Consider the following 26,147-nt stretch of genomic DNA (forward strand, 5'->3'; position numbering starts at 1 on the left):
ACTTTTGATTTTTGCTTACGCAAGTTTTGGCAATTTTTTAGAGATTTTTACTCCTGATTTCTTTTTATCTTTTTTACCTATTTTGCCAAGTTTTTTCTTATGTTTTTTGATATGGCGTGAGATTGCCTCTTCGATAAAGGCTACTTTGCTCTGCGCCTTTTTGCCTAAGTTTTGGAGCAGTGTATCAAGCTTTTCAATAAGTGCCTTATCAACACTAATAGAAACACCCTGCAATTTAGGCGTAGAAACCCTTTTAACTACAATAGGCTTGCTTCTTGGTGTCCTAGTTGTAGTCTTTTTTGTGTTGCCTGTGCGGTTGCTCGCTTTAGAAACAATGCTTTTAGCTTTTTTGCTCCCCTCAATTTTTTCGATTTTGCTGATTTTGTCCATTCTGTTCTCCTTTTGTTTAGATTGGGCTAGTCTATTTGCCCTTTTTACTTGTCTTCTTTTCTTTGCTAGAAATTGGTAGCTCAGCGACTTTGGCAAATTCTGCAAAGAATTTTTCAAATTCATCGCGAGCTTTTGTGTCGTTAAACTCGCTAATTCCTAACCCCTCGCTTACCGCGCGTTTATACGCAATGCGCTCTTTTAGCACATTTTCAAGTAAGTAGAAGTCGTCCTTTACGCCTATTTCCTTGCAAATTTCTTCTATGTTTTTTCGATATTGTTCTAATTCTTTGCCTAAAAATACATTTGTGCTGATTTTATTCATTAAAATTGCCGTTTTGACATCTTCATTCACATCTTTAATTTCCGTGAGAGTGGCAAGCATCGAAGCAAGCACATCGGAGTCAAAAAGTGATGGCGTGGTTGGCAAAACAATAGAATCTGCATAAAGCATTGCTTTGCGTGATTCTTGGCTGTCAATCCCGCCCGTATCAATGATAATGAACTCATAGAGTTTAAGAAATTGCTTGAGTGATTCTGTGATATTGCCCGTGCGATTGGATAATGTAAAGTGTTTAAGGTTTCTTTGCGCGCTCGCTTCATTTTCTCGGACATTGGTGAAGCTTTCGATGCTCTTTTGTGGGTCAGTATCCATTACCAAAACTTTATCGGAAAATTCTAGGAGTTTTACGGCTAGATTTATTGAGACGGTGCTTTTGCCAGAGCCACCTTTTTGATTTGCTATGGTGATGATATTTGCGTGTTTTTCTTTGCCCATTTACGCCTCCTAACCTTGATTTCATAATACTAGCAACCACAAATCAAGTATATGTCCCAAAGTGTAGTATATTTAACCTTAAAATACAACTTAAAAATATACGATTAAGGTAATATGGTAACAAAAGGTAACAAAGGCAAATTATTGTGAGGATTAAGTATTGAGGATTTTTGTATTGCTTGAATGTATTAAAATCAATGGTGCGGAAGAGAGGACTTGAACCTCCACACCTTGCGGCGCCAGATCCTAAGTCTGGTGCGTCTGCCAATTCCGCCACTTCCGCATTTAAAATAATAAAGTGGCAATTATACAATGATTTTTTAGATTTTTGCAAGATTCTTTAATTTTTTATGGTGTATTTGGGCTACAATCCCCCAAGCATTTGGGTAAAATGTCGATTTATGAAGTAGATTCCATATTGTTAAAGGATTTTTTTGCGCCACATTCCTAATATTTTAAGTATCTCTCGCATATTTTTAAGTTTTATGCTCCTTTTTGTCGTGCTTCATCACACACTTATTTTCCCAGAGTATGTAGATTTTTCGTGGGTGAATTACTTTGCCTGTCTTATTTTTTGTATTGCAAGTCTTACAGATTTTTTTGATGGATATATTGCGCGTGAATATCGTGTGAAATCCCTTTTTGGCGAGGTTTTTGACCCATTGGCAGATAAAATGCTTATTTTGTCTGGGTTTATCGCGCTTTTGGTGTTGGGGCGCGCGTCAGAGTGGGCGGTATTTTTGATTTTAAGCAGGGAATTTTTTATCACGGGATTGCGTGTGGTAGCTGCTGGGAGTGGGAAAAGTGTTGCTGCTTCTAGCATTGGCAAATACAAAACGGGCGCACAAATCGCTGCCATTGCTTTTTTGCTTGCAGATTTTTTCCCCGGTGGTGAAGTGTTATTGTGGATTGCGACATTTTTAACTTTGTATTCCGGGCTTACCTACACACTCGCATACTACAAGAGTCTAAAGGGCTAAAATGGGACTTTTAAGTGCATTTGCTATCCTTTGTTTTTTAATATTTTTCCACGAGCTTGGACATTTTATCGTTGCTCGAGCGTGTGGGGTAAAGGTAGAAGCCTTTAGTATTGGCTTTTGGAAAGAAATTATTGCTTTTGAATTTAGAGGCACGCGCTATAAATTCTGCATTATCCCGCTTGGTGGCTATGTAAAAATGAAAGGAGAAAATGCTGCAAGAACAGGCGAATATGAGCAATCTAGCGGGACCACGCAACGCACGGAAGAGAATCTCGATTCTGATAGCTTTGTGGCAAAGTCGCCTACACAAAAAATCGCTATTTTGCTCGGTGGTGTTGGATTTAATTTTTTGCTTGGATTTTTGTTGTATGTGGTGGTTTGTGCGGTTGGATTTAATGCTCTTTCTCCTGTGGTTGGTGAGGTAGTAGATTCTATGCCTGCAAAAGAAGTGGGATTACAAAAAGGTGATAGAATCTTAAGCATCAATGGAGAAAGTATTCGTTCTTTTGAGGAGATTGGAGAGATTTTATCTCACACCAATGGCGAAATCTCTCTTGTTTTAGAGCGAGATTCTGTAATTTTGCAAAAAACGCTTGTGCCTAGCATTTCATCAGCAAAAAATATATTTGGCGAGGATATTAGGCGTGCTTTTATTGGTATTCGTGCAAGTGGAGAGGTGCAAACGCTTAGATTTGAGGGTTTTGAGATTCTAAGCAAGGCATTTGATAGGACACTTTTTGCCACGCAAATTATCTTTCAAAGCATACAAAAACTCATCACAGGCGTGATTTCACACGACCAAATAAGCAGTGTGATTGGTATTACCGATGGACTTTCAAAAGCGAGTGAGAGTGGCATAGTCTTGCTTTTGAGTTTCAGCGCACTTATTTCGATAAATTTAGCAATCCTCAATCTTTTGCCTATTCCTCCGCTTGATGGTGGTGGGATAGTTTTTACTCTTTATGAGGCGATTTTCAAATCTCCCCCGCCAGAAAAAGCGATGTTTTTAATTAGTGCGCTTGGCATTAGTGTGCTTATATGTGTGATGTTACTTGGTGTGTATAATGATATAAATCGCTTAATTGGATAAAGAAATTTTTACTTTTATTAACTTTATCAAGGGCATAATTATAACAATCTTACAAAAAAGGGGAATCGTATGGAAGATATTTTTGATACGCGCTCACTCACAATGAGCGTTTTGGCAAGTCCTAGTATGGCGAATTTTAGTGGTGTTGTTCACGGCGGTGAGCTTATGAAGCTATTAGACCAAGTGGCGTATGCGTGCGCTACACGATATTGTGGGCACGGAGTGGTAACGATGAGTGTGGATAACCTCGTTTTTAAGCACCCCATTCCCATTGGTTCGCTTATTATTTTTTTGGCAAGTGTGAATTATGTGGGGAGCACGAGTTGTGAAGTTGGGATTAAAGTCATTAGCGAGGATATTAAAAACCACTTTGTAACGCATTGCAACACTTGCTATTTCACAATGGTGGCGATTGACACAAAGACAGGGGAGAAAAAGAAAATCCCACCATTTGAGCCAAAGACACCAGAGGAAATCAAGCGTTATGAAGGGGCATTATCGCGCAAAAAAGCTCGCGCACAAAATGTGAAAAACTTCCAAACAATTAAAAATTCTTAGTTTAATTGTTTGCGTGCGATGGAGATGGTGCGGTTTTTCGCAAATATTCCATAATACTTCCTAGCACATCATCAAAATCTTTGCTGGGAGACTTTATGGAAGTCTTTTCCCCACTCTCTTGCGTAAATGTAATATTTTCGCCAAAACTCATAATTTGCTTTAAACGCAACTTATTGCCAAGTATGCGTATTTTGATAAGCTCCAAAAAGTTCAAACTCATAGAATCTAGCTTGCCAAAGCGATTTTCTATTTCTCCTTCAATCTCATAGACTTCGTTTAATTCCTTGCATAGGCTTAATCTACGATACAACTCAAGGCGCAATTTATCACTATTGACAAGTTCTGGAGAAATGTATGCGCTGATGTTAAGTTTTAAATCAACTTGTTGGGTATTCTCAATGCCCCTGCCGCTAAGATAATTGATACAATCCTCAAGCATTGAGAGATAAAGCGTGTAGCCAATTTTTTTAATATGTCCGCTTTGTGCCTCACCGAGCAGATTCCCACCACCGCGAATCTCCAAATCGTGGTAAGCGAGATTCTCCCCACTTCCTAGATAGGAGTTTTTCTCACACGCACTTAATCGCTCCTTTGCTTCTTTGGTAAGTGTATTAAAATCTTCAACCAATAAGTAGCAAAAGCCCTCTTTATCGCCTCTACCAACTCTCCCGCGTAATTGATGTAAGTCCGCGATTCCAAAAGTATTGGCATTTTGTATAATGATAGTATTAGCGTTTGGTAAGTGTAAGCCAGATTCTACAATGCTCGTGCAAAGGAGCACATCAATCGCACCTTTAGCAAACTCCATCATTGTATCCTCGCTTTGCACGGAATCAATCTGTGAATGCAAGATGGCAATTTTGCATTGTGGGAGAATCTGCGCAATCTCAGCTTTTTTACGCTCAATACTTGCGATATTGTTATGGATATAAAATACTTGCCCACCACGGCGCATTTCACGCATTATCACTTCACGCACAAGGTTGTGATTAAAGGCTTTAAGAAATGTCCGCACGCCCTTTCGCTCCAGCGGAGGTGTGCGAAGTGCGCTAAAGCCTTTGAGTGAAGAGAGTGCCATATTTAGCGTGCGTGGGATTGGTGTGGCACTCATTGTGAGGATATGCACATTGTGAGCAAGCGATTTAATTTTTTCTTTTTGCTTTACGCCAAATTTATGCTCTTCATCAATTACCACTAAACCAAGATTAGCAAACTCTACGCCCAAAAGTGCGTGTGTGCCAATGAGTATGTCAATCTCGCCTTGTTTGAGCGCATTAGCAGTTTTTGCCTTTTGCGTTGCACTTTGGAATCTATCAAGCCGTGCAACACTAATGGGTTTTCCATTTGCCTTTAGCACTTGAGAAAATCGCTTCGCAAGTGAGTGAAAATGCTGCTCGCATAAAAGGGTAGTGGGCGCAAGAAAGGCGCATTGATAGCCAGAGAGCACCAGCACACATATTGCGTTCATCGCTACTTCTGTTTTGCCAAATCCCACATCACCACTCAAAAGCCTATCCATTACGCGTCCAGATTCCAAATCATCTAAAATCTCTTTGATACTGCGCTCTTGGTCATCAGTGAGTGTAAAGGGACATTGTGCCTGAAACTGCATAAACGCCTTAGAATCTCTGCTTATCTTAATGCCTTGCAAAAGGGCTCTTTGAGCGGCAAGTTTAATGATACCATCAGCAATTTCTAAAAGTTTTTTACGCACGCTTTCTTTGAGCTTGGCAAAACTCCCCTTTCCAAGTTTATCAAGTATAGGGATAGTGCTAGAATCTGCCACATAACGAGAAATGAGGCTAAGTTTATCCACAGGCAATAAGAGTTTATCCTCCCCAGCATACGCAATTTCAATAAAATCACTGACCACGCCAAGCACACTCACACTTTTGAGCCCTAAAAATATTCCAATGCCATAATCATTATGCACGACAAATTCACCTTGTGTGAGCTCATTTAGTTGGATTTTTGGACGCGTTTTTGGTCGTTTGGGTGCATTTTTGGGATTAAATGAAATGATAAGTTCATCATTGCTTCGCACATTGATACAATACGGCGCAATGATAGCGCGCAAGTGTTTGGCAGATATTTTTGTATCACTTATAATTGGATTTGTGTAGAGCGTTTGAGAATCTGTGTCCTTATCACTTTGGTTAAAGTCAAATCCATAGGACTTTAGCAATGCGTGATTTGGCGCGATGAGTGTGATAACCTTGTCTTTGTGTAGGGCTAATAGTGAGTGTAACATTTTAGGATTAAAGTCAATTTCTTGGACTTTGTCATTTGGCAAGCATTCATCAAGCACAATGAAGTCCTTTTCGCTGGTTAAGTGCGCGTTTGATTCTAAACTTGTGATTTCTTGGAGTTCTTTTAGTCCCGCTTGACTAATAAATGCACAAAAAGATTTGCTTAAGTGCGCACCATTATCGCCTAGATTCCATAAATCATTGGCATTTTGTGAATCTGCTTTGTCATTTGTTTGTGTGTATTCTTGCTTGAAAAATGCTGGTGGGATTTGCAAGTTTTGGAGTTCTTGTTTATCGCTTAGTTGCGTAGCACAATCAAAAACACGAATGCTCTCAACTTCATCACCAAAGAAACAGATTCTATATGGCTTATCATTAGAGGGTAAAAATATGTCTATAATCTCGCCACGCACACTCATTTCGCCTTGCATTTCTACGACTTCTACATTCTCATACCCAAAGCCCAAAAGTTTTTGTGTAAGCTCATTTGGTGAGATACAATGAGATTTATCTACACAAAAACCCTCTAAAAGCTCTGGCTTTGGCAAAGGGTAGGCGATGCTAGAAATTGGCGCGCACAGAACCTTAGGATTGCTAAAGGCGTAAAATTCGCGCAAGGTTTGCAAAAGTGTGAGTAAATCCTCTCGCCACGCACGCAAATCCTCACCATAATGTGCCCGCATTTCAGGGAGTAAAAATGGCTTTAGTGGAGAGAGCTTTGATGATTTGGAATCTTGTGTGTTTGAGCTGTGCGTAAGCTGTGGGAAGTCATCAAACAGCGCGAAAACCTCAAAAGCTCCTCTCGCCTCTTCAAAATCCCTAAGGGCTAGGATAAAGCCCTTAGCTAAATCGTGCGGGGCGCACTTTTTACCAAAACCACTAATACCCTTAGCTAAAAGTGAATATAAATTAGCCTGTATCAAGCGTTAAATTTTTGTGGATTTTTTATCAAATGCTGGGATTTTGGGTTCTTTAATCTTAGATTCCCCAATGAATACACCTTTGCGCTCAATGGTAATCTCGTTTGCCGTGATAATACCCTCGATACGCCCTTGCGCCTTTAACTCAAGTAAATTTACAACGCAGTTTCCAAGAAATTTGCCAGCCACAAGTAGCGCATCAGCAGTTATTTCACCTTTAATTACCCCGCTTTTGCCTATCATTACGGTATTTTTGGAGTTGATATTACCCTCAAACTCGCCATCAATGTGTAGCCTGCAATCAGTGTTTATATCGCCCTTAATCCTTGTGCCTTGCGCAATGATAGTGGCTCCTCCGTTGTTGTTTCCGCTTCCTGTTCCATTAGACTGTTTATCGTCATTAGCAAAGATTGCCATTGTATGCTCCTTTCTTTTTCAAAGATTGATGAGAAGTTTCTCATATTCCAGTTAATGAAGTGCCTTGGATTTAGCACATTGCCTAAAAACCTAATCTCATAATGTAAATGAGGACCCGTGCTTATACCACTACTTCCAGAATACGCAATTACTTGCCCCTTTTTGACAAAGCTACCGCGTGAAACGACAACTTTCTCCAAATGGGCATAGTAAGTGCGGAATCCAAAAGAGTGGTCAAGCTTCACCAAAATGCCATAACCTCCATAGGTCATCTCGGCAGATTCCACCACACCATCAGCCGTAGCATACACAGGTGTGCCTTTATCTGCAGCAAAATCAATGCCCGTATGGAGGTGTTGGGTAAAAAATACAGGATGTCTTCTATATCCATAATCTGCTGAAATAATTTTATAATTTGTGATGGGATAGCCATTTGGGATAAATTTCATTACAAAGGCTTTTTGCGCACCCGTATATGAAGCAATATCCACACGAGAAGTGAGGCTATCTGTATTTTTTTTGCTATCTACGCCAATCGTGCCCTCAAGGTCGCCTAGCTTTTTATCCAAAAGAGAGATTTCATCAACTTGTTCTTGAAGTTGAGCGTTGAGCTCTGCATTTTGACTTTGCATATCTTCGTATTGCGTGAGAATCGTCTCGTTGAGTGTAGAGATATTTTCAATTTCTTGTTTAAAAATTTGAATTGATGTTATAGAAAAAATAATAAGCACTAAGATAAGAATAAGCGCATATAAGGCTAACTGACGAAAAATGGCGTGAATATTTACATAGCGCGTGCCATTTTGGTCAGTTATCATCAATATAAGTCGTTTATTGTTTTTCATCTCTTGCCTAATCATTTTTACCTATGGGGTATTGTCTATTTTATCTGCACTTGCGTAAGATTGGAGTTGAGCAAGGTCATCTAACGCCCAAATAAGAGAATTCCAATTTACGGGGTCTTTATTGGTAAATAAATCATTAAACTCCTGCTTATTCCACATCGCATAATCAAGCGTGCGCAATGGAGAATCTAAAAACTTCAACTCATATAAAAGCTCCGCTTTTTTACTGCTCCCAGAATCTCCGCTATATCCTAGCAGTTGTCCTTTTGAGACAAATTCACCATTTTTTACTTCGATTTTATCTAATCTTGCATAAGTAGAAGTGAAACCAAATGGGTGGATAATTTTGACATACACTCCGTAATGTCCGCCTCTTTGTGTGCTCGTGCTATCTATGATTCCATTTGCTGTAGCATACACAGGCGTGCCTTTAGCGATTTGGTAATAAATTGCTTCTGGCTTGCTTGGGGTTTTTGTGCCTTTAGAATCTTGACTTGTTTTTTGACTTGGAAACTCATAGTTTTGGATAGGATTCCCACTTGGGACGATTTTTAGCACGGTTTGCTTTTGAATGTCATTTAAGTCATTGATACTAAACTGCATATTTTGCTCATCAAGCGCAACTTTGTCTTTGTTAATGTTGATGATATGCTCAAGTTTGTGTATTTCGCTATTTGCCTTAGCAAGTTCGCTTGATTTGTATTCAATATCGCGCTCTAAGTTGCTGTTTTTTTCATATATTTCTTGGAATCTATCCCTTGCGTCATTTTTCTTTGCCACAAGTTCATCAAGCTGCTCTGTCAAAATATGCAACGCCACCAAATACAAAGCTAGGAGCCCTAATATACCTGCTAACACATACAATCCAAAGCTTTTAATAGCATTATGCACGCTAAATTGTCTTGAGCCATTATCATCAATGATAGAAATCATCAACTTGTCGTTTTCCACTTGCCACTCCTTTAGTTTTTCTTTTCTACCCACTTTTTGTCAAAAACTCAGCCACCACGCTAAAAGAGCCAAAGACTACATAATTGTTGTCTTTGTGTAATTTAGCTGGAGTGAAATCGCTGTATTTTAACCCAAGATTATGCAATATTTCTTCCAACTCCGCTTTTTTTATTATGCGGTCATTTTTTACCTTAAGGATTAAAACCTCGCTAACAACGGGTTTTAAAATACTTAAGATTGCCGATATAGCCTTATCAAAGTAAGCATTATACACTAATATAATATTTTTTTTACCAAATTTTTGCACTATTGTGTGTTTTAATACTTTTGCGCACTCTACATTATGCCCCACATCAAGTAAAATATTTGGTGCGAGAATCTCGCATCTACCGCGTAAATCAAGTGTTTTTAGCGTTGTGAAATCAAAGCGCAGATTCCAAAACAATAGCGCAAAAATTGCACAAAAAAGATTTTCTTGCAAAAATTGCGGGTAGGTATTTTTTGCGATATATTGAGCAAAATCACGCCAAAATATTGAATCTAAGGGTTGCATATTTTCACAATGAAAGGTTTTGGAGAATTTTTGCGCGTATTGGTTGAATTTTTGCGCATTAGAATTATTGGATTGGTCGCTTATGATGATTTTATGGAGGTTTGGGATTGTGAAGAGATGAGCATCTTTTTCTTGTGCGATTTGTTTTGCGATTTTTTTGCATTGCGTGAATCTTTGCGGAGCAAGAAGCACATTTTTCCCCATTGCTCGAAGTTTGCTCCCAGCGATAGAGGCAATATCACTCCCTAAAAATTCCTCGTGGTCTAGGCCAATAGGCGTAAAAATGCTTAAATCCGCGTTTAACACGCTCGTGCTATCAAACTCCCCGCCAAGCCCCGCCTCACAGACAAAAAAATCACAATCCTTTGCCAAATACAACGCCAAAAAAGTCGCGTATTCAAAGTAGCTTGATTCTCGCACAATAGGGAATCTTTGCAACCATAAATGCGCGTTTTCTAGCTCGCTATGAGTGGCGATTCTATGTTGATTAGAATCTTGCGTGCGACAATCTGTAATTTTTGCCTTCGCGCTAGATTTTGAGCCATAATCCACGCAATCCACGCAATCCACGCAATCCACTAAATCCGCGCAAGATTGCATATTTGCCATATAAAATCGCTCATTAAAATCAAATAAATGTGGCGAGGTAAAATGCAGGACTTTATAGCCATTTTGTGCTAGCCCAAGCGTGATAAATCGCCCCGTGCTACCCTTGCCATTTGTCCCTAAAATGTGGATAATAAAGGGGGAGTTTTGTTTAGATTCCCTGCTTTGCCTGTATAGCTTCTCTAAATGAGGCTCTAAGAGTGTATAGATTCTATGCACTCTTTGCGTGTCAAATGGCGCGTATTCTTTGCCCTTTTGCGCCAAAAAGGTTTTTAAAGATTTCATTATTTATGCTAAAAATCTTACAAGTTCGTCCATTGCGTGAGCGAAGTCTTTTTCCTTGCCAAAGATTCTCCCCTCAAAGTCCATAACTCTGCGCTCCTCATCATACACAAACACTTGGGAGGCAAGCTCTTCTAAAAAGCAATCAAAGCACGATTCCACACGCTTTTTATCGCCGTGTGCGAGGAGATAAAACACACCTTGCTTTGGCTCAAAAATATCTTTTCCCTTACGCACAGAAGTGAGATGACGCATAAAAGTCTGCCTCATCATCATAAAGGCACGAGAGTGCCCCTCGCTACCAAAAGTCTCTAAAATTTCATCATAGTTAAAAATCCTTACCGCACACAAGCGCGCATCTTTTGTCTGTCTAAAGAGCAATTCAGTGTCTTTCCAATGCTGTGTTTTTTTCCATTCTTGTGAGCTTGGAGGCGGTGGTGTGGGTGCAGGGGTTGGCTCTTTTTGCTCGTCTTTTTGCTGGTTTTGAGTTTGTGATTCTTTAGATTCTTGCGCGCTTTGTTTGGCTTTTTCCTCCATTTTTTGTTTTTCTTCTTGTTCCTCTTTTGCCTTTTGTTCTTCAAGTTCTTTTGCTCTTTTGATTTCTTCTTCTTGCTCTATTTGTGCGCGCGTTTTTTTCAGTGCGATTTCATTGCGCCACGATTCACAGAGGTCATAGAGTGCTTGATAAATGTTTTTGTCCTTGCCCTTTTCGCGCACAAGGTTAGTAAATGGATTTTTAGTGTCATTGAGTGTTTGTGTATCGCCCATATTCTTTGCATCAAATATATCAATGATAAATCGCCCCGCAAGTTTTGAATATCCTAAAATTTCTTTGTTTTCTCTACTTTTTTTGAGCGCAATCACAGAATCTATGCGCGAGAGAAATTCTACATCGCTTAGATTCTGTGGGTGGTTTTCCATATCCTTGATAAGGTCTAAAATTTCTTTATCATTAGCGACAAATTCCGAAATAAGTGATTTTGAGATATGTGTGGCGGCATTTTTTAAAATTTCTAAATGCTCGCGCTTTTTGTAAAATTCAATCCAGCGGTTTTGTAGTTCTTTAAGTCCGTCCTTTGAGTTAATAAGTCCAATTTGAAGCAATGGTTCATACTTGCTTTTGGCACTAAAGGAGAATAAGTCTCTAATAATTTTCATAAGCACAATGTTAAGGTTGTTTGAGTAGCTTTTAATGTGGCGTAATTCATCGTTGTATCGTGCCTCTTCAAAGCGAGTAACGGCTTGTGTTATGAGCTCTGAAGTATTTTGGGCGTCTAGATTGCGCTTTTTTGCTTCTAGTAAAGATTCTAAGATGATGTCATCTAATTCTTTCATTTTGTCTCCTCCTTTGTAATTGTTTCTTTTGTTGCTTTGTTTTCATAGATTTCTCTTGCGCCCCCATACGCCATTTGCGAGATAAACTTATCAAGTGCTTGATTAGCGGCATTAGTAATGGCGTTAAACTTCCCTTCTTCGATAATAAGCACAGAAGTTGCATTTGCCGCGTAATCGTAGTATCCTGAATTTGTAGTGCGAAAGGTTTTACCATTTTTATTGACTACATTAAAGTCTAAAACCACATTCACGCGATAAAAGCTAATAAAACCTTTATCATCATAAGATATTGGGTAGCTTTCTGCCGAGACTACGCGCACATCAATAATGCTACTCGCATTTTGTTTAGAAGTAAGCGCATTGTGAAATCGTGTCAAAATCGCTAAATGTATGGAATCTTTCACACCAACGCTTGCTTCTGGCATTTTTGGGTCCATTGTAATCTCGACATACACACCACTTTCAAAAATTTTATTGGCATATCCGCTTACAGGTGCATACCCACACCCGACACATAAGCCACAAATTACAACCCAAAGCCCACAATGCCAAAAGTTTATGATGTTATAGATTCTATACAATTACTTGCTCCATAAATCGCCCAAATCTCTAGGGTTTCAATACAAAATTGACTAATTTTTTTGGCACAACAATTTGCTTTATAATTTCGCCATTAAGCCATTTTGCAACACTTTGTTTTGCAAGGGTTAAAAGCTCATCTTCCCCAATATCGCTAGGCACTTCGATTTCGGCGCGTTTTTTGCCATTTATAGTGATTGCAAGAGTGATTTGACTCACTTCTAATGCCGTTTTGTCAATGGCAATGGGTGCGAAATTTTTGCGATTAAATAGCTCCTCGCTAAGCTCCCACGCGATATGCGGGATAATTGGCTCTAAAATATTAAGCAAAATAAAATACCCTTCTGTCCAAATATCTCGCCAAATATCGCTATTTTGCGCATTTTGCTCGCTTTGCGTGTTTTTGCTCGTTTTGTTTGTATCGCTAGATTGCGCGTTAGATTCTGCCACACTTAGCGCGTTTAGTGCCTCCATACACGCCGCAATCACCGTGTTAAACGCATAGCCATTTGCGCGCTTTTCAAAGAGCGCATTGCTTTTTTGCAATGCTTCATAGACTTTTTTGCGTGCGTTTTTTTGCGCTTCATTGAGCGCGGGGGCATCAATTTTTGGCAATGCGTTGCATTTTTTTGCATATTTTGCCCTCTCATAAAGCCTACGGATAAAGCGATATGAGCCCTCCACTGCGCTATCATTCCACTCTAGCTCTCGCACAGGTGGTGCGGCAAATAGCACAAAGAGCCTCGCAGAATCCGCGCCATATTTTTGTATAAGCGCGTTTGGATCGACTACATTGCCTTTAGATTTACTCATTTTTGCGCCATCTTTTAGCACCATACCTTGCGTGAGTAAGTTTGCAAATGGTTCATCAATCTCCACATAGCCCAAATCACGCAACACTTTGGTGAAAAATCGCGCATACAGCAAGTGCAAAATCGCGTGCTCAATCCCACCGATATACTCATCAATATTTAGCCAATAGCGCAAAGAATCGCTATCAAACGCAGCTTTTTCCCACAGCTCACGCGGCGTGGTGTAGCGCAAAAAATACCAGCTAGATTCTACAAAAGTATCCATTGTATCGCTCTCTCGCAACGCCTTTGCACCGCATTTGGGGCAGGTGCAATGCTTCCATAAATCGTGCTTATCAAGCGGATTCCCCTCGCCATCTATGAGAATATCATCGGGCAGGGTTATGGGGAGATTTTCTAATCTCTCAGGCACGATTCCACATTGTTCGCAATGCACCATAGGGATAGGCGCACCCCAATACCGCTGACGCGACACGCCCCAATCGCGCAATTTGTAGTTCGTTACGCCTTTGCCTAGATTTTTGGATTCAAAATGCTTTATGATTTTGGCGCGTGCTTCCTCGCTACTAAGCCCGCTAAACTCGCCAGAATCTAGCAAAATCCCGTCATTTACAAAGGCTTGTGCGAGGTTTTCATTATCGTCTTGCTCGTTGGATTCCCCCTCCCTCAATGAATTTTTGGCGGAGTGGGTTAGGTGGTGGGTAGAATCCGCGACTTCCTCACTCAAATCTGCTTTAAATTCTGAATCTTCCTTAGATTTTACTACGCGCTTTATTGATAAGCCGTATTTTAACGCAAACTCAAAATCCCTCTCATCGTGCGCAGGCACAGCCATTACCGCACCACTTCCATATTCGATTAGCACATAGTTTGCTACCCATAGTGGCAGTTTTTGCCCTGTGAGCGGGTGGAGTAGCTCTAATCCCAAATCAAAGCCCATTTTTTCTGCTACCGCCCTGTCGCGCTCGCTTGTATTTTGCATAGCCTTTATCGCGCTTGCCACGCTAGAATCTAGCAAGCCTAGCTCTAAGACGCGCTTGACTATGGCGTGCTCGGGAGCTAGCGCGCAATATGTTACGCCATAAATGGTATCAGGGCGCGTGGTAAAGACGCTAATTGTAGAATCTAGAGCGTTTGATTGCGTTTTCTTCTCACCTTGCGGGAGGGGATTAAGGGGAGGGGTTTTAGATTTTGCATCCACCTCCAAACCCTCTTTGCAGGGGAGGGGGCTTTTTTGCGAGGGCAAACCCAATTTCTCACAAGACTTAGAATCTAGACTAAAGCTAAACTCTAGCCCGCGAGATTTGCCTATCCAATTTCGTTGCATTGTGATGACTTGATTTGCCCAATGCCCCTCTAAGCCATCTAAATCGCGCAACAATTCCTCCGCATACGCAGTGATTTTCATATAGTATTGACTCATTTCTTTTTGCACCACAGGGGTATCGCACCGCCAGCATTTACCATCAATGACTTGCTCATTTGCAAGCACGGTTTTATCATTAGGACACCAATTCAAAAACGCCTCTTTGCGATAGATAAGCCCTTTTTCCCACATTTGGATAAAAAATTCCTGCTCAAAGCGCGTATAAATAGCATCACTCGTGGCAAACTCGCGTTGCCGTGAAAAGCTAAGCCCCAAAGATTCTAGCTCGGCTCTCATCGTATCGATGTTTTCATAAGTCCAAATTTTAGGGTGGATTTTGTGCTTTATGGCGGCGTTTTCAGCAGGCATACCAAAGCTATCCCAGCCCATAGGGTGTAGCACATTGTAGCCCATTTTGCGATAATGGCGAGCCAGAGCGTCCCCTATGCAGTAGTTTCGCACATGCCCCATATGGATTCTCCCGCTTGGGTAGGGGAGCATTGAGAGGATATATTTTTTGGGTAGAGTGAAATCAACTTTAGATTGCGCGTTATTAGCGTTTGTGCTAGATTGCGTGTGGATTGGCTCAAAGCAGGCGTTTGCTTGCCAAAACTCCTGCCATTTTTTTTCGATTTCTCGCACAAGTGCTATTTCGTAGGTTTTTACATCCATTTACACTCCTTAAAATCCTTTTGTTATATGATTTTACGAATCTAAACTTAAAGTAATTGCGGATTTAGGTGGAGATTGAGTTCGCCATAATGGTGCAACTACCAAAGTTGAATTTTTGCGCCATTATAGCCAAAGTAGTCTTTTATTTTGCTAAAACTTTTACTTTCTCACTTTTAGTTATCGCTTTATACGAGTTGTCATACATTGCTTCAGCATAGGCTGGTGGGAGTGTGTATTCACCCGGTGTTACGGTGTTAATCTTTACAAAGGCTTGCTGGAGCGCATTTGAATAACTCATATCAAAAAACCACATTACTCTATCATCGCGTATATCGGTGTATGTGATAGCTTTAGCGTTTGATTGTTGGATAAATTCTGGCAAGTTTTCCGCGTTGTTTAGGCGGAGATTCTCAATCTCCCAACCACTTGGCAACGCTTGAGTGAGAGCGATATTGCGCATATTGATATTTTTGTTATCAGCTACTACATTGAGCCTAATCCAAAAACTTTGCGCACTTTTTAGATTTTTTACATTCACTTCATTGCCATTTTCATCAAAAAATGCCCGTTCAATGCGGATTTTCTTAGCCATTGGCTTTAGGGAGTCTCCCATTGGGATACCCTCCCACGAGAAATTTGCATAGGCTTGAGATTTAGATTCTATAATGGCTTTGCCAAAGTCTAGCGGGATTTGCGCGCTATCATTACTTAGTTTTATATCGCTATTTGCGCCATTTGCGCTTACTTTTGCTTGTATTGTGCCATTTATATCCCCATTTTGTGTGTTTATAAGGCTTAGCAATCCATATCCTGTGCTTTGGGTTGAGAGCCAATCATTTGATTCTAACGCACGCAAGACATTATTAAACAATGCTTCATTGACTGCGCCATAAATGATTTGATGACTTTGTAAAATCATTGCTTCATCGCGGAGTTTTGAACCATAACTATATTCGTAGAAATTTTTTGTGCTATCAGGCACGATACTTATGTCTTTTACAATTTTTTTTGCCTGCTCTTCAAAGCCAGCGAGTTTATATGCTGCACCTAAAAGCCATTTATCAACGACATTTAAGCCTTTTAGTCCATTTTCATATAGTGCATTCATCACAGGGATTTCAGGCTCTTTAGCTAGGGCGAGCAAGAAAAGTGAATACGCTTTAGATTGGCTTGTGCTACGCACGAAGTTGCGCTCATAAGCCACCCACCCTCGCAAGATAGAATCTGGCACATAATATCCCAAGTCTTTAGCAAGGATTAAAAAATGCCCAGCATAGTGTGTGCCCCACTCATCAGCTTTGCTCTCTCCTTGCCAATATGCAAATCCACCGCTTGGCGTTACAAATCCACCTATGCGCGAGATTCCAGCGTTAATATTCTCGATAATGCGCTTTTTATCAATGCCCTTAAAAGTGCTTAATTTGTCTAAATAAAGTTGAGGCATTACGCTTGAAGTGGTCTGCTCAATGCAACCATAAGGATATTGCATAAGCCATTTTACGCGGTGGTTGATGTTTAGTATAGGATTTGGTGAGAGTGTGATAAAGCCCTTATTACTTCCTTTGATGAAGTCTTGTGGCGCGTTAATTTCAAGTTTTTTGCCCGCTTGCAAGACATAATTTGTGGAAGTATTGACATAAGGATTTATGGGTTTTATATCAATCTCTACGGAATCTTTAAAGCTCGCTCCATCGCCACTTAGGCTTAGTAAAATATTCTCTATGCCCACCTCGTTTTCTACCTTGCCCTCAAAGATGATATTTTGTGGTTGTTTATTTTTGAATTTCACGCTTTGGCTGTTTGTTTTAAATTTGATAATGCCATTTTGCGAGGCGACATTGACTTTTACATTTTTTACAGAATCTGTGGTAGGAAAAAGCTCAATAGGCAAACTAAATGTATCTCCAACCTTAAGCGTGCGCGGGATTGTTGGCATCATTACCACAGGCGCGCTTACCTTGATGTTTTTCTCTGCCTTGCCATAGCGAGAGTTATTCGCCCCAGCGACCATTACACGCACGCTTCCTAGATAGCTTGGCATTTTAAATTTCAGTGTAGCGTTACCATTTTCATCAGTTTTTACAGGGGCGTTATACAGCACCACAGGCTTAAACCTCTGTGCTTGCTCATTATTTTTTTGTTTTCCCTCAAATTCCTCATCGCCACCAACTTTTAGCACCTTATGCACCTTGCCAAATGTTTTGCCAATAATTAAATCATAAGTATCAAACATTTTTAGCCCAAAGGCAATTTTGGAGTAGAAATATTTGTGTGGGTTTGGACTTTGAAAATCACTCAAATCAAGCAATCCCTCATCTACAATAGCAATAGTGTAAGTTGAGGGAATGTTTTCTTTGGTGGAGAGTTTGACTTCAAATTCAGTGTTTGGTAAGATAGAATCTGGTGCGCTAATTTCATAATTTAGCTTTGATTGCGTTTCTACCATTAGCGGCACTATACCATAAAGTCGCATTGAGCGGTCGATTTGAGTTTGTGTGTTATAATTTTGCAAAAATGCCACACTCACATACGCATTTGGTGTCATATTGCTAGAGATTGGGATAGAGAGTTCTGTTTTACTAGCATTTGTATTCACCCAATAGCGAGACAACACTTTATTTTCTTTGCTAATAAGCACTAACGCCCTGCCATTTGTCGTGCTCTCAAAGCTCACTTTTGCACTCTCGCCCACTTGGTATTTTTCTTTGTCGGTTTTGATTTTTAGTGCGGTGATTTTTTGCGCATCAAGCGCATCACCAAAGCCACCTGCATAGAGTGAAACTCCCGCTTTTGCGTCATTTTCTTCATCGCTAAATTCAATGTAGATTTGTCCATTTTGTTTAGCGATATACTCAAACATAACAGGGACATTTTTTGTCTTTATGCTCCCTTGCGCGAGAATCTTTGTGTTGCTATCAGTTTTAATGGAGCGCAAAAATTCACTTTGGCTATCATAATCCCACCACCACGAGTATTGATTAGCATACACGGTGTAGTGAATGTTTCTATTGGCTAGAAGTTTTTTATCATCGCTACTGCGCACTATTACAGGGATTTGGATTTTTTCATCAATCGCTATGGATTGGCTTTGTGGGGGTTTCACACCGACAAAGCTCTTATAAAGCTCAACATCAATATTTTTGCGGCGCACGGCAAATCGCCCATTGTTTTCGATGATTTTTGCTGTAAGGGCAATGTTAAGATTCCCATTGATTTTTTCAATATTTTCTAAAGGGATTTCTGTGCTTTCTTTGCCTTTTTCATCGAGCTTACCCTCGCCATATAGGTTATTATAGTAGCGTAATGACCCCGGTGTAGAGAATACAAAATCCTTGTAAGCCTTACTTTTAAACTCTTTAGAACTAAAAACCGCGTAATACTCAGAATCTAACCCACTTGCTGGTGCGCCAAAGAGATAGGCAGCTTCTATATCAAGATCAAGGCCAGATTGGGTATTATCGCTTAAATCAATGCTATCAGGTGCATTGATAAGCACTTTTATGCGGTTTGGCACGACAGCTTCGATGCTTAATTGCTTTTTAAACACAGAATCTCCCACTTTAATAGTGGCTTCCCAAACTCCCGTATCGGCGTTTTTTGGAGTTTTTATCTCATAGTGATAAAATCCATCACTCGCACTTGTTAAAACCACTTTGTCTAAAAATGTCTTGCCTCGCGGAGTTTTAAGTGATAAAAACACAGGGTGCGCAGAATCTAGCACTTTATCATCATTGCGTGCGATGACATCAAGGAATATACTATCTCCCGGTCGATACACGCCTCTATCAGTATAAATATACGCTCGAATCCCACCAATGCTTGTCGTGCCATCTATGTCAAAGCCCTCTGTGCTTACAAGCGTAGAGTTTGGCTTGAGGATTGCCGTGTCATTGCCTCTTTGTGCGATGAAATAAAGGAGTTTTGATTCATCAATGTTATCAAAAATTGCTTCGCCATTGCTATTTGTCGTGCGTTTTTGTAGGGTTTGGTTTTTCTTATCTATCGCACTAATTGGGACTCCAGCAAGCGGAGTGCTTCTTGTAATATCAAGTGCTGTAAGGGTGAATTTCCGCTCGCTTTGGTGTGCCATAAGTGCGATGTTAGAAAAGACTAAATGCTTGGAGATTTTTGCATAATTTCTAAAGAAATTGCTTACGCGCCAATCGCTCATATCCTCAAAAGTATAATCAATGCTGTCTTTATCAAATTGTAATTCCACGATAAAAATCCCGCTTAAATCCCCAATAGAGCTTAAATCTATCTCATTTTGCACCCATACATTTTGCTCATTTATCACGCTAAACTCTTTTTCTAAGATAGTATCCCCGATTTTATCGAGGTTTAGTCCATAATTGCATCGCTCATAATATTCGTCATATTCCTCATCGTATTCTCGCTCGCAACGATTTACTTTGGCGTTGTTGTTGGAGGCATTTCCTATGAGATTCTCCTCAGAGAAAAATTGCGTAAGGTTGTTTGCATATATTTTGCTAAGTATGAGTTTGACTTTTTTGACATTGCGCGTTTTAAAGGCAATTCGTTTTTGCGCGGAGCTTGGGAGAAATACCCCAGATTGCGAAAACATAATGCCCGGTGGCAATTCCTTAAAAAGCACTTCGGTGGTGAGGCTTTCCTCTGTTTTTATGCCATTTATCGAGCTTAGCCCACTTTGGATATTGATGATATATGGCGTGGCGAAGTTAAAATCCCCGCTTAAAATAATGCTGTTGCCTACTTGAGAGGCGTTAAATTTGAACTTTCTTAGCGTTTGAGAATCTTTTGGGGTAATGGTGATAAAGCTATTAAGGTTTGGCACTTTGGCAAGCTCTTGAGAAAAATCAAGTGTAATGGTTTTTTCCTCCTCATTGGCGCGAGCGTCTATGAGGGCTAGGGTTGAATTTTTTAATAGCACGATAGGGTGGGTTTGTGTATCTTTACCGCCGAGCTTTTGAGAATCTATGATAAGATTAAGCGTGAGGTCTTTCTCTGCAGAGGCGATAAGTGTGTTAGATTCTATACTATATGCGCGTGGAGCTATGCGTGCGACATTGATAGGAAGCGTATCACCATCTTGATTTTGCAGTGTTATCGCGCTCGTTGTCCTTTGTAAATTTATATCTTGGGAGAGTTCTAAAGTCGCGTGTAGAGTATTTTTTACGCCATCGCTAGCGAGTTGCAAACCACTTAAATACACTTGTGTGGGCAGTGTTTTGAATTTCATTGTTACATTTTTGACACTCGATTCTTTTTCATACCACTTTGCAATGGCAGCGAAATCTACCTCGATTTTGTAGCTTGTATTTGGCTCTAGCAGGTCATCTGGGATAATTTGAAAGGTGGTGTTGTTAAGAAAGCGATACCTTGCTTTTTGTTTTTCTCCGTTGATGCTGATTGCTTCAGCTCTATCGCGCAATGCACCAGAATCAAAAAGCCAATGTGTTTTATCATCTTTGAAAAATGGCTCTTTTAGCTCAATCTCTAGCTTGCTATCAGTAGAAAGTTCGCCCTCGCTCATTCGCAAGACGCCACTATCACCACAACCTGTAAAAAGACATAAAGCAAAAACAGCTAAACCCAATAAAAGTTTATGTAATACAATTTTCATAGTATCCCCTCCCCCCATAAACGAAACCTTACAGCAACGCCAAATCTCATTTATGGAGTTTGATTAAAATTTAACAATGTTTAGTTTTGAAGTTTTTCACGCACTTTAACTTCGTTTATATTATACACACCTAACACGATTAACACATTATACGCAATAACACATATACCCATTACAAGTAGCAAGATTCCAAGCATTGCAAGACTTGCTATTCGTCCCAGCGCATATTCCTCAATGTAGTTTGCCAATTCTGATAATCTTGCATCATTACTATAATATTGTTGGATAAAGTCTAAGACAAGATACCCAAACACAATGCTAAGAAGCACTATCCCAACAACAGAGATAAGATAAATTTTATAAGCGGTGATGAAGTGCTTAAGCCCTGTAATATTGCTCATTTCATACGAAACTTTATAAGTCAAAAATACTTGAATTGCCATAGCACCAAGCGATACAACAATCATAAAAACACCTAAAGAAAGCCAAGGAAACCCCTCAATAGTGCTCTGCAATGTATTAGAAGCAATAGCCTCTTCAAAAGTTATATAGAGCCACAAAGCCACAGCCACAAAAATCACATAAAATGCTACAATCGCCACAATACTAAGTATGTAGTATTTAAAGCTCGGCGAATTAGCCACTTTACTAAAGCAATACAGCCCATAACACCCTACAATCCACGCTCCTATTAAGAGGAGATTCCCAACAATTTCTAAAACAGGTATCAAGCCAATAAGATAACAACCAATGTAAGCAAAGGTTGCCCACAGCATTATATCTTTAGCGCGTTTTAGCTCTGTATTTGCATTGATATGTATCGTCTCCATAAGTCTCTCCTAAGGGTTTAAAATATAAAGGTTTGGAATACTACCATAAAAACATAGGTTTTTCATACAATCGTTGTTGTTCTTGCATTGTTGTTCTTGGGTTTCATTCTCCAAATCCCTTAAAAATATTCAACATTCTATCAAGCATATCAATAGGCGCAGTGAGAAAATCTTCTGCAAGTGTGGTTTCCACTTTTGGCTTATCAAGTGCTCCCTTGATAGAAATATTTGTAGAAATCTTGCCATCACCCAAAATAATGTATCCCAAAACAGGAGTTTGATTTACTATTTTGCTTAATGTTTTGAGTGTGCTTGCTTGCAAGCGCAAATCGATAGTTTTTTTCTTTAAATCAATAACGCCCTTGCCCTCAATGTCAATCGTGCTCCCAATAAGGTCGATTTTTTCAAAGCCAAGATTATCTTGACTAAGGGAAAATTCTATTTTGCCGTGTTTGATTTCATACCCATCTTTACTAAACCCGGGTTTTTTAAACGAAGCAAGATTGGGAAGTATGTCGAGAGTTGCAAAAAAGTTTTGCAAAAAAGCATATTCCATAAATGTGGCTTGTTGTATATCAATGTTTCCTTTGAATACTCTATTGTGTATGCGTCCATTAAGGTTAAATAAACTCCTTTCATTAAGCAGTTTTTTGCCCATTACCACATTGATAAACTGTGAGCTAAAATTATCTAATCTAATATTTGCCCAGCCGTGCAAAATTTCTGCTTCTAAAAATCCATTGCCATATTTGCCATTCGCGTCTATGCGCCCATTTCGCAGTGTGAGAGTGATTTCATCAGTGGGGATTACATAATCATATATAATGTTGCTGCGCGTTGCTTCAAGCTGGACGATGCTTGGGGGTATGCCATTTCTTCTTTCATATCGCTCTTTTTCTAAAGTAAATTGCCTTTCTTGTAAAAGTTTTTCTTCGCTTATTATTTTACTTTCATTGTTTTCTAGATTCTCACGCAGGACAGGTATATTTGAGTGAAACATTTCCTCGACATTGAGGTCATAATCTTTTATTTTAAATTGTAATAATCCTTTGTTTTTTATTATTTCTATCCCTGTAAGAGCGTTAAGAGGTGTGTTGGTTTTGTGGTTTTTTTGGTTAGCTACACTCCAATTTGGTGTGGCGAGCGTTAGCTTGTCGTTGTATATATTGCCACTTACCGAGAGAGAATCTACCCGCTTGCCATTTTTTGTGTAGATTGGGTATTCCAAGTTGGTGAGATTTACATTCATTCCAAAGATATTTTTATCAATCTCTGCGAGTTCTATACTTCCTGCCTTAAAGCCATAATACTGCAAGGCAGGAGAGTATGGATAGAGTGTGGCAAGGCTTGTAATGGCAATGGTGCTAAGAGAATCTTTGCTATTTTCTTTTGGTTTTTTATGTATGGTGAGCGCAAGTTTAGGGATACTGAGCTCAAAGCCTCCATTTGTCATCGTGCCATCAAGTGTGATTTCATCAAGTGGTGGGAAGTCGCTAAGATTGAGCGGTTGGATTTGTGGGCGTGGATTTGGATTCCCTGTGGTTTGTTTATCTTTGTTTTGGAGTTTGGAGAATTTTTCATCGGTTGCTTTTACTACATCGCTAGATGTTTTTTGCAGTAGGCTTGGCAAGTCTGGTTGTTGCTCCTTTATAATGGCGCGGATAATCCTCTTTGTAAATTCGTCTTTACCAGCGATTTGGAGGGCTTTTGGCAAAGGTTTTTGCGCGATTTTATTTATATCTATGTCAATTTTCTCTGGCTTGAGTGTGCCTTCAATCTTGCTTTGCAACGGATAAATATTAAGCAACAAGCTCGTGGATACAATATCATTATAGTTGAGATGAGAGCTTACCACAGCGACATTTTGCTCATCTGGTGTGATAGAGATTTTTACCCCCAAATCTTTGGCGAAAATCCCCTCGCCCAAAAAAAGCAACTTCACATCGCTTCCGCTAATAGTTCCTTTGACAAGTTGAGGTTGCACGATGTGATTTACCACGCGCAAATGCAAGTCAATCCCTGCACTTAGTGTGCTTTTATCTGTTTGGAGTGGAATATCAATGCCATAAAATTTGAGCAAATCCACAAGTGGTTGCTCTACACCAATTTTTGTCGAGCGAATTTTGACAAAGACTTCCACAGGATTATGAAAGGGTAACTTGATTCCCACATCAGAATCTTTAATGGAGTATGTGTTGAAAGTCGGCTCATCAAGGGTAATATTAAGGTATCCATCTTCGAGGGCTAAATGCGCGTTATCTGCCTTTATGGGCTCGACTTTTGGTGCGACTGCGACTTTGACATTTTTAATGGTGGCTTTGGCGCGCATTTGCTTGCTTAGATTATCTAAAAACTTATCATTAAGTTTGCCATTTAGTGTGAATGTATCAATTTGCACGCTCTCAAAAGTAATGCGATTAAAGAGCCATTCCTCAAGCGCATTATTTTTGAGAGGTTTGAGATATTGCTGTAAAAAGCGAATGGAATCAATCTTTGAGCTTTTGACTTCCACATCGATTTTTTTAAAGTTTGTGTTGCCAATGATTGAAAAAGTGGGTTTTGTAGCGTTGTGTATATCTTGGTATTGGCTTCGTTGCACTTGAGCGTGTGGCGGTGGCGGAGCAAGCAAATGTGGCGGTGGCGCAAATACCATATTTGAATCTTCTTGTTGGTTTGGTTGTGTATTTTCTTGCTGTGGTGCGGATTGTTGTGCGTTTGGTTGTGGTTTTAGGACACGCAGAGATTGCAAATCTTTTTCATAAGTGGCTAATATGTCAAAAAAGAAAGTTTTTTTCGCATATTCTAAGTTCCCATCAAGCTGAATGTTTAAGGGATAAATATTGAGCGTTTCAATCTCTAGTTTGATTTTTCCATTGTCATTTGTGGTGTTTAAAATCGCCTCAAAATCGGGGTCATAGATTTGATATAAATGCCCGTCATAGAGAATCTTTCGCGCTTGTTTATCAGGCAGGATAATGTTATGGACATTAAGCGTTTGAAAATATGAAAGCACCAAAAGCCCGTCTTTAATGTATCCTACAATGGAATCTACCGAAACAGGCTCATTAGATTCTAAGGTTTGTTGAGATTGTGCGTCTTCTTGTGTGGGCGATTCTTCATCGCTGGATTCTTGAGAGGATTGGTGTGTGCTTTCTTGTGAATCTTCAAAAGCGTGAGAGAGGTCGAGTTTTTGAATGTCTAAAACAAGCTTATTTTCTAATTTAAGATACAATCCATCTACATTTATCCCAGCGATAGAGAAATGTTGTGCGTAGATTCCATCGCGCAAGATTCTATATCCTACATAGGAGAGCGTGCTTATGATAGCGACAAAAGTAAGCAAACTAATTAAAGTCTTTGGCTTGATTTTTGGCTTAAGTTTTGTGATGTGCTTTAGTCTTGCTTTGTATTTTTCCACGCCAATTCAACTCCCTAAAATCCTTGAAGTGCCTCAAGGTTCAATAAAGGGGATTATAGCACATTTAAACCAAATCACACCCAAGCAATTTAGTAGAATTGATGAGTTTTTTTTGCGTGCATTTGGGAATCCTCAAAGTGGATTTATCGAATTGCAATGCAGTGATTCTAGTGGATTTTTTGATGTTTCGTTTGGCTGTGATGCGCAATCACAAGAGGAGTTTATCACGCTCAATCGGCTTGATTTTTTGTTAAAACTCAGTAGCGCAAAGGCTGCTCAAAGACAAATTACCCTTATCCCCGGCGAGACCTTATATTTTTTTATTCAAAATGCAAGCCAAAAGTTCAACTTTGATTCTACAAAGCTCCAAAGCGCGTATAACAAATATTTTCATCTCCCTGATGGAATCATCGTCCCAGAGACTTATAGCCTACCCTTGCTTCAAAGTGAAGATGAATTTATGCAGTTGCTCTCAGAGATTTCATACAAATGGCACAAAGCGCGTGCAATAGAGCTTTTAGGCGAATATGATGAGGATAAATGGTTTTATTTTGTTTCAATGGCAGCAATCGTGCAAAAAGAAGCAGCAAACATTGATGAAATGCCAATCGTTGCTGGCGTGGTGCATAATCGCCTAAATAAAGATATGCCATTACAAATGGACGGCGCGCTTAATTATGGGGAGTTTTCACACACCAAAATCACACCAAAGCGCATTAAAGAGGATACAAACCCGTGTAACACTTACAAACATAAGGGAATCCCGCCTTATCCTTGCGCGAGTGCGAGCTTAGATTCCATTAAGGCGAGTATCAACCCAGCAAATGTGGAGTATCTCTATTTCGTGCGCAACAAAAACGGCACGCACACTTTTAGCAAAACTTATGAGGAACATAGAAGCAATTTTTAGCATA

At 39.8% G+C, this 26,147-nt stretch carries 17 protein-coding genes and 1 tRNA gene; 4 read left to right on the plus strand and 14 right to left on the minus strand.

The window, feature by feature from the left end:
- Positions 1 to 15 precede the first annotated feature (15 nt).
- The 3 genes from ACWIWK_RS07625 to ACWIWK_RS07635 form a co-directional block, all read right to left on the minus strand.
- Positions 16 to 390, minus strand: a complete 375-nt coding sequence (locus ACWIWK_RS07625; RefSeq protein WP_454152202.1) for a hypothetical protein — start codon at positions 388 to 390, stop codon at positions 16 to 18.
- A 31-nt stretch (positions 391 to 421) separates the two neighbouring features.
- A complete protein-coding gene (locus tag ACWIWK_RS07630; RefSeq protein WP_454152203.1) occupies positions 422 to 1,165 on the minus strand; it encodes an AAA family ATPase in 744 nt (247 codons plus the stop codon).
- 198 nt (positions 1,166 to 1,363) lie between these two features.
- Positions 1,364 to 1,448, minus strand: a tRNA-Leu gene (locus ACWIWK_RS07635).
- Positions 1,449 to 1,599: 151 nt separating this feature from the next.
- On the opposite strand from ACWIWK_RS07635, the gene pgsA reads away from it, so the two are divergent.
- From pgsA to ACWIWK_RS07650, 3 genes are all read left to right on the plus strand, one after another.
- Positions 1,600 to 2,145: a CDP-diacylglycerol--glycerol-3-phosphate 3-phosphatidyltransferase gene (gene pgsA / locus ACWIWK_RS07640; RefSeq protein ID WP_454152204.1), complete on the plus strand. Its 546-nt coding sequence runs from the start codon at positions 1,600 to 1,602 to the stop codon at positions 2,143 to 2,145.
- A gap of 1 nt (position 2,146) precedes the next feature.
- Positions 2,147 to 3,235 (plus strand): RIP metalloprotease RseP, encoded by a 1,089-nt coding sequence (rseP, locus tag ACWIWK_RS07645; protein WP_454152205.1) that lies wholly within the window; start codon positions 2,147 to 2,149, stop codon positions 3,233 to 3,235.
- Positions 3,236 to 3,304: 69 nt separating this feature from the next.
- The gene (locus ACWIWK_RS07650) at positions 3,305 to 3,793 is read left to right on the plus strand and encodes an acyl-CoA thioesterase (RefSeq protein ID WP_454152206.1); all 489 of its coding nucleotides are present in this window, start codon (positions 3,305 to 3,307) and stop codon (positions 3,791 to 3,793) included.
- 1 nt (position 3,794) lies between these two features.
- Here the strand turns inward: ACWIWK_RS07650 and mfd are convergent, their stop codons facing one another.
- From mfd to ACWIWK_RS07705, 11 genes are all read right to left on the minus strand, one after another.
- Entirely contained in the window at positions 3,795 to 6,965 is a 3,171-nt protein-coding gene (mfd, locus tag ACWIWK_RS07655; protein WP_454152207.1) for a transcription-repair coupling factor, read from the minus strand.
- A gap of 3 nt (positions 6,966 to 6,968) precedes the next feature.
- Positions 6,969 to 7,379, minus strand: coding sequence for a bactofilin family protein (locus tag ACWIWK_RS07660; RefSeq protein ID WP_454152208.1), 411 nt, complete (start codon positions 7,377 to 7,379; stop codon positions 6,969 to 6,971).
- On the minus strand, positions 7,271 to 8,224 hold the full coding sequence (locus tag ACWIWK_RS07665; RefSeq protein ID WP_454152209.1) for a M23 family metallopeptidase: 954 nt from the start codon (positions 8,222 to 8,224) through the stop codon (positions 7,271 to 7,273). Before ACWIWK_RS07665 ends, ACWIWK_RS07660 begins: the two co-directional genes overlap by 109 nt.
- Before the next feature lie 21 nt (positions 8,225 to 8,245).
- Positions 8,246 to 9,175, minus strand: coding sequence for a M23 family metallopeptidase (locus ACWIWK_RS07670; RefSeq protein WP_454152210.1), 930 nt, complete (start codon positions 9,173 to 9,175; stop codon positions 8,246 to 8,248).
- Between the two features lie 25 nt (positions 9,176 to 9,200).
- Positions 9,201 to 10,619 (minus strand): bifunctional folylpolyglutamate synthase/dihydrofolate synthase, encoded by a 1,419-nt coding sequence (locus ACWIWK_RS07675; RefSeq protein ID WP_454152211.1) that lies wholly within the window; start codon positions 10,617 to 10,619, stop codon positions 9,201 to 9,203.
- A gap of 3 nt (positions 10,620 to 10,622) precedes the next feature.
- Positions 10,623 to 11,951 (minus strand): hypothetical protein, encoded by a 1,329-nt coding sequence (locus ACWIWK_RS07680; RefSeq protein ID WP_454152212.1) that lies wholly within the window; start codon positions 11,949 to 11,951, stop codon positions 10,623 to 10,625.
- On the minus strand, positions 11,948 to 12,532 hold the full coding sequence (gene lptE / locus ACWIWK_RS07685) for an LPS assembly lipoprotein LptE (protein WP_454152213.1): 585 nt from the start codon (positions 12,530 to 12,532) through the stop codon (positions 11,948 to 11,950). The genes ACWIWK_RS07680 and lptE overlap by 4 nt, the downstream gene beginning before the upstream one ends.
- A gap of 28 nt (positions 12,533 to 12,560) precedes the next feature.
- Positions 12,561 to 15,380, minus strand: coding sequence for a leucine--tRNA ligase (locus tag ACWIWK_RS07690; protein ID WP_454152214.1), 2,820 nt, complete (start codon positions 15,378 to 15,380; stop codon positions 12,561 to 12,563).
- A 142-nt stretch (positions 15,381 to 15,522) separates the two neighbouring features.
- A complete protein-coding gene (locus tag ACWIWK_RS07695) occupies positions 15,523 to 20,985 on the minus strand; it encodes an alpha-2-macroglobulin family protein (protein ID WP_454152215.1) in 5,463 nt (1,820 codons plus the stop codon).
- An 80-nt stretch (positions 20,986 to 21,065) separates the two neighbouring features.
- Positions 21,066 to 21,815, minus strand: a complete 750-nt coding sequence (locus ACWIWK_RS07700; RefSeq protein WP_454152216.1) for a hypothetical protein — start codon at positions 21,813 to 21,815, stop codon at positions 21,066 to 21,068.
- Positions 21,816 to 21,918: 103 nt separating this feature from the next.
- A complete protein-coding gene (locus tag ACWIWK_RS07705) occupies positions 21,919 to 25,158 on the minus strand; it encodes a YhdP family protein (RefSeq protein ID WP_454152217.1) in 3,240 nt (1,079 codons plus the stop codon).
- On the opposite strand from ACWIWK_RS07705, the gene mltG reads away from it, so the two are divergent.
- Positions 25,136 to 26,143, plus strand: a complete 1,008-nt coding sequence (mltG, locus tag ACWIWK_RS07710) for an endolytic transglycosylase MltG (RefSeq protein ID WP_454152218.1) — start codon at positions 25,136 to 25,138, stop codon at positions 26,141 to 26,143. The two genes, ACWIWK_RS07705 and mltG, sit on opposite strands and share 23 nt — an antisense overlap.
- The last annotated feature ends 4 nt before the right edge of the window (positions 26,144 to 26,147 follow it).

Source organism: Helicobacter sp. 23-1048 (assembly GCF_053654545.1).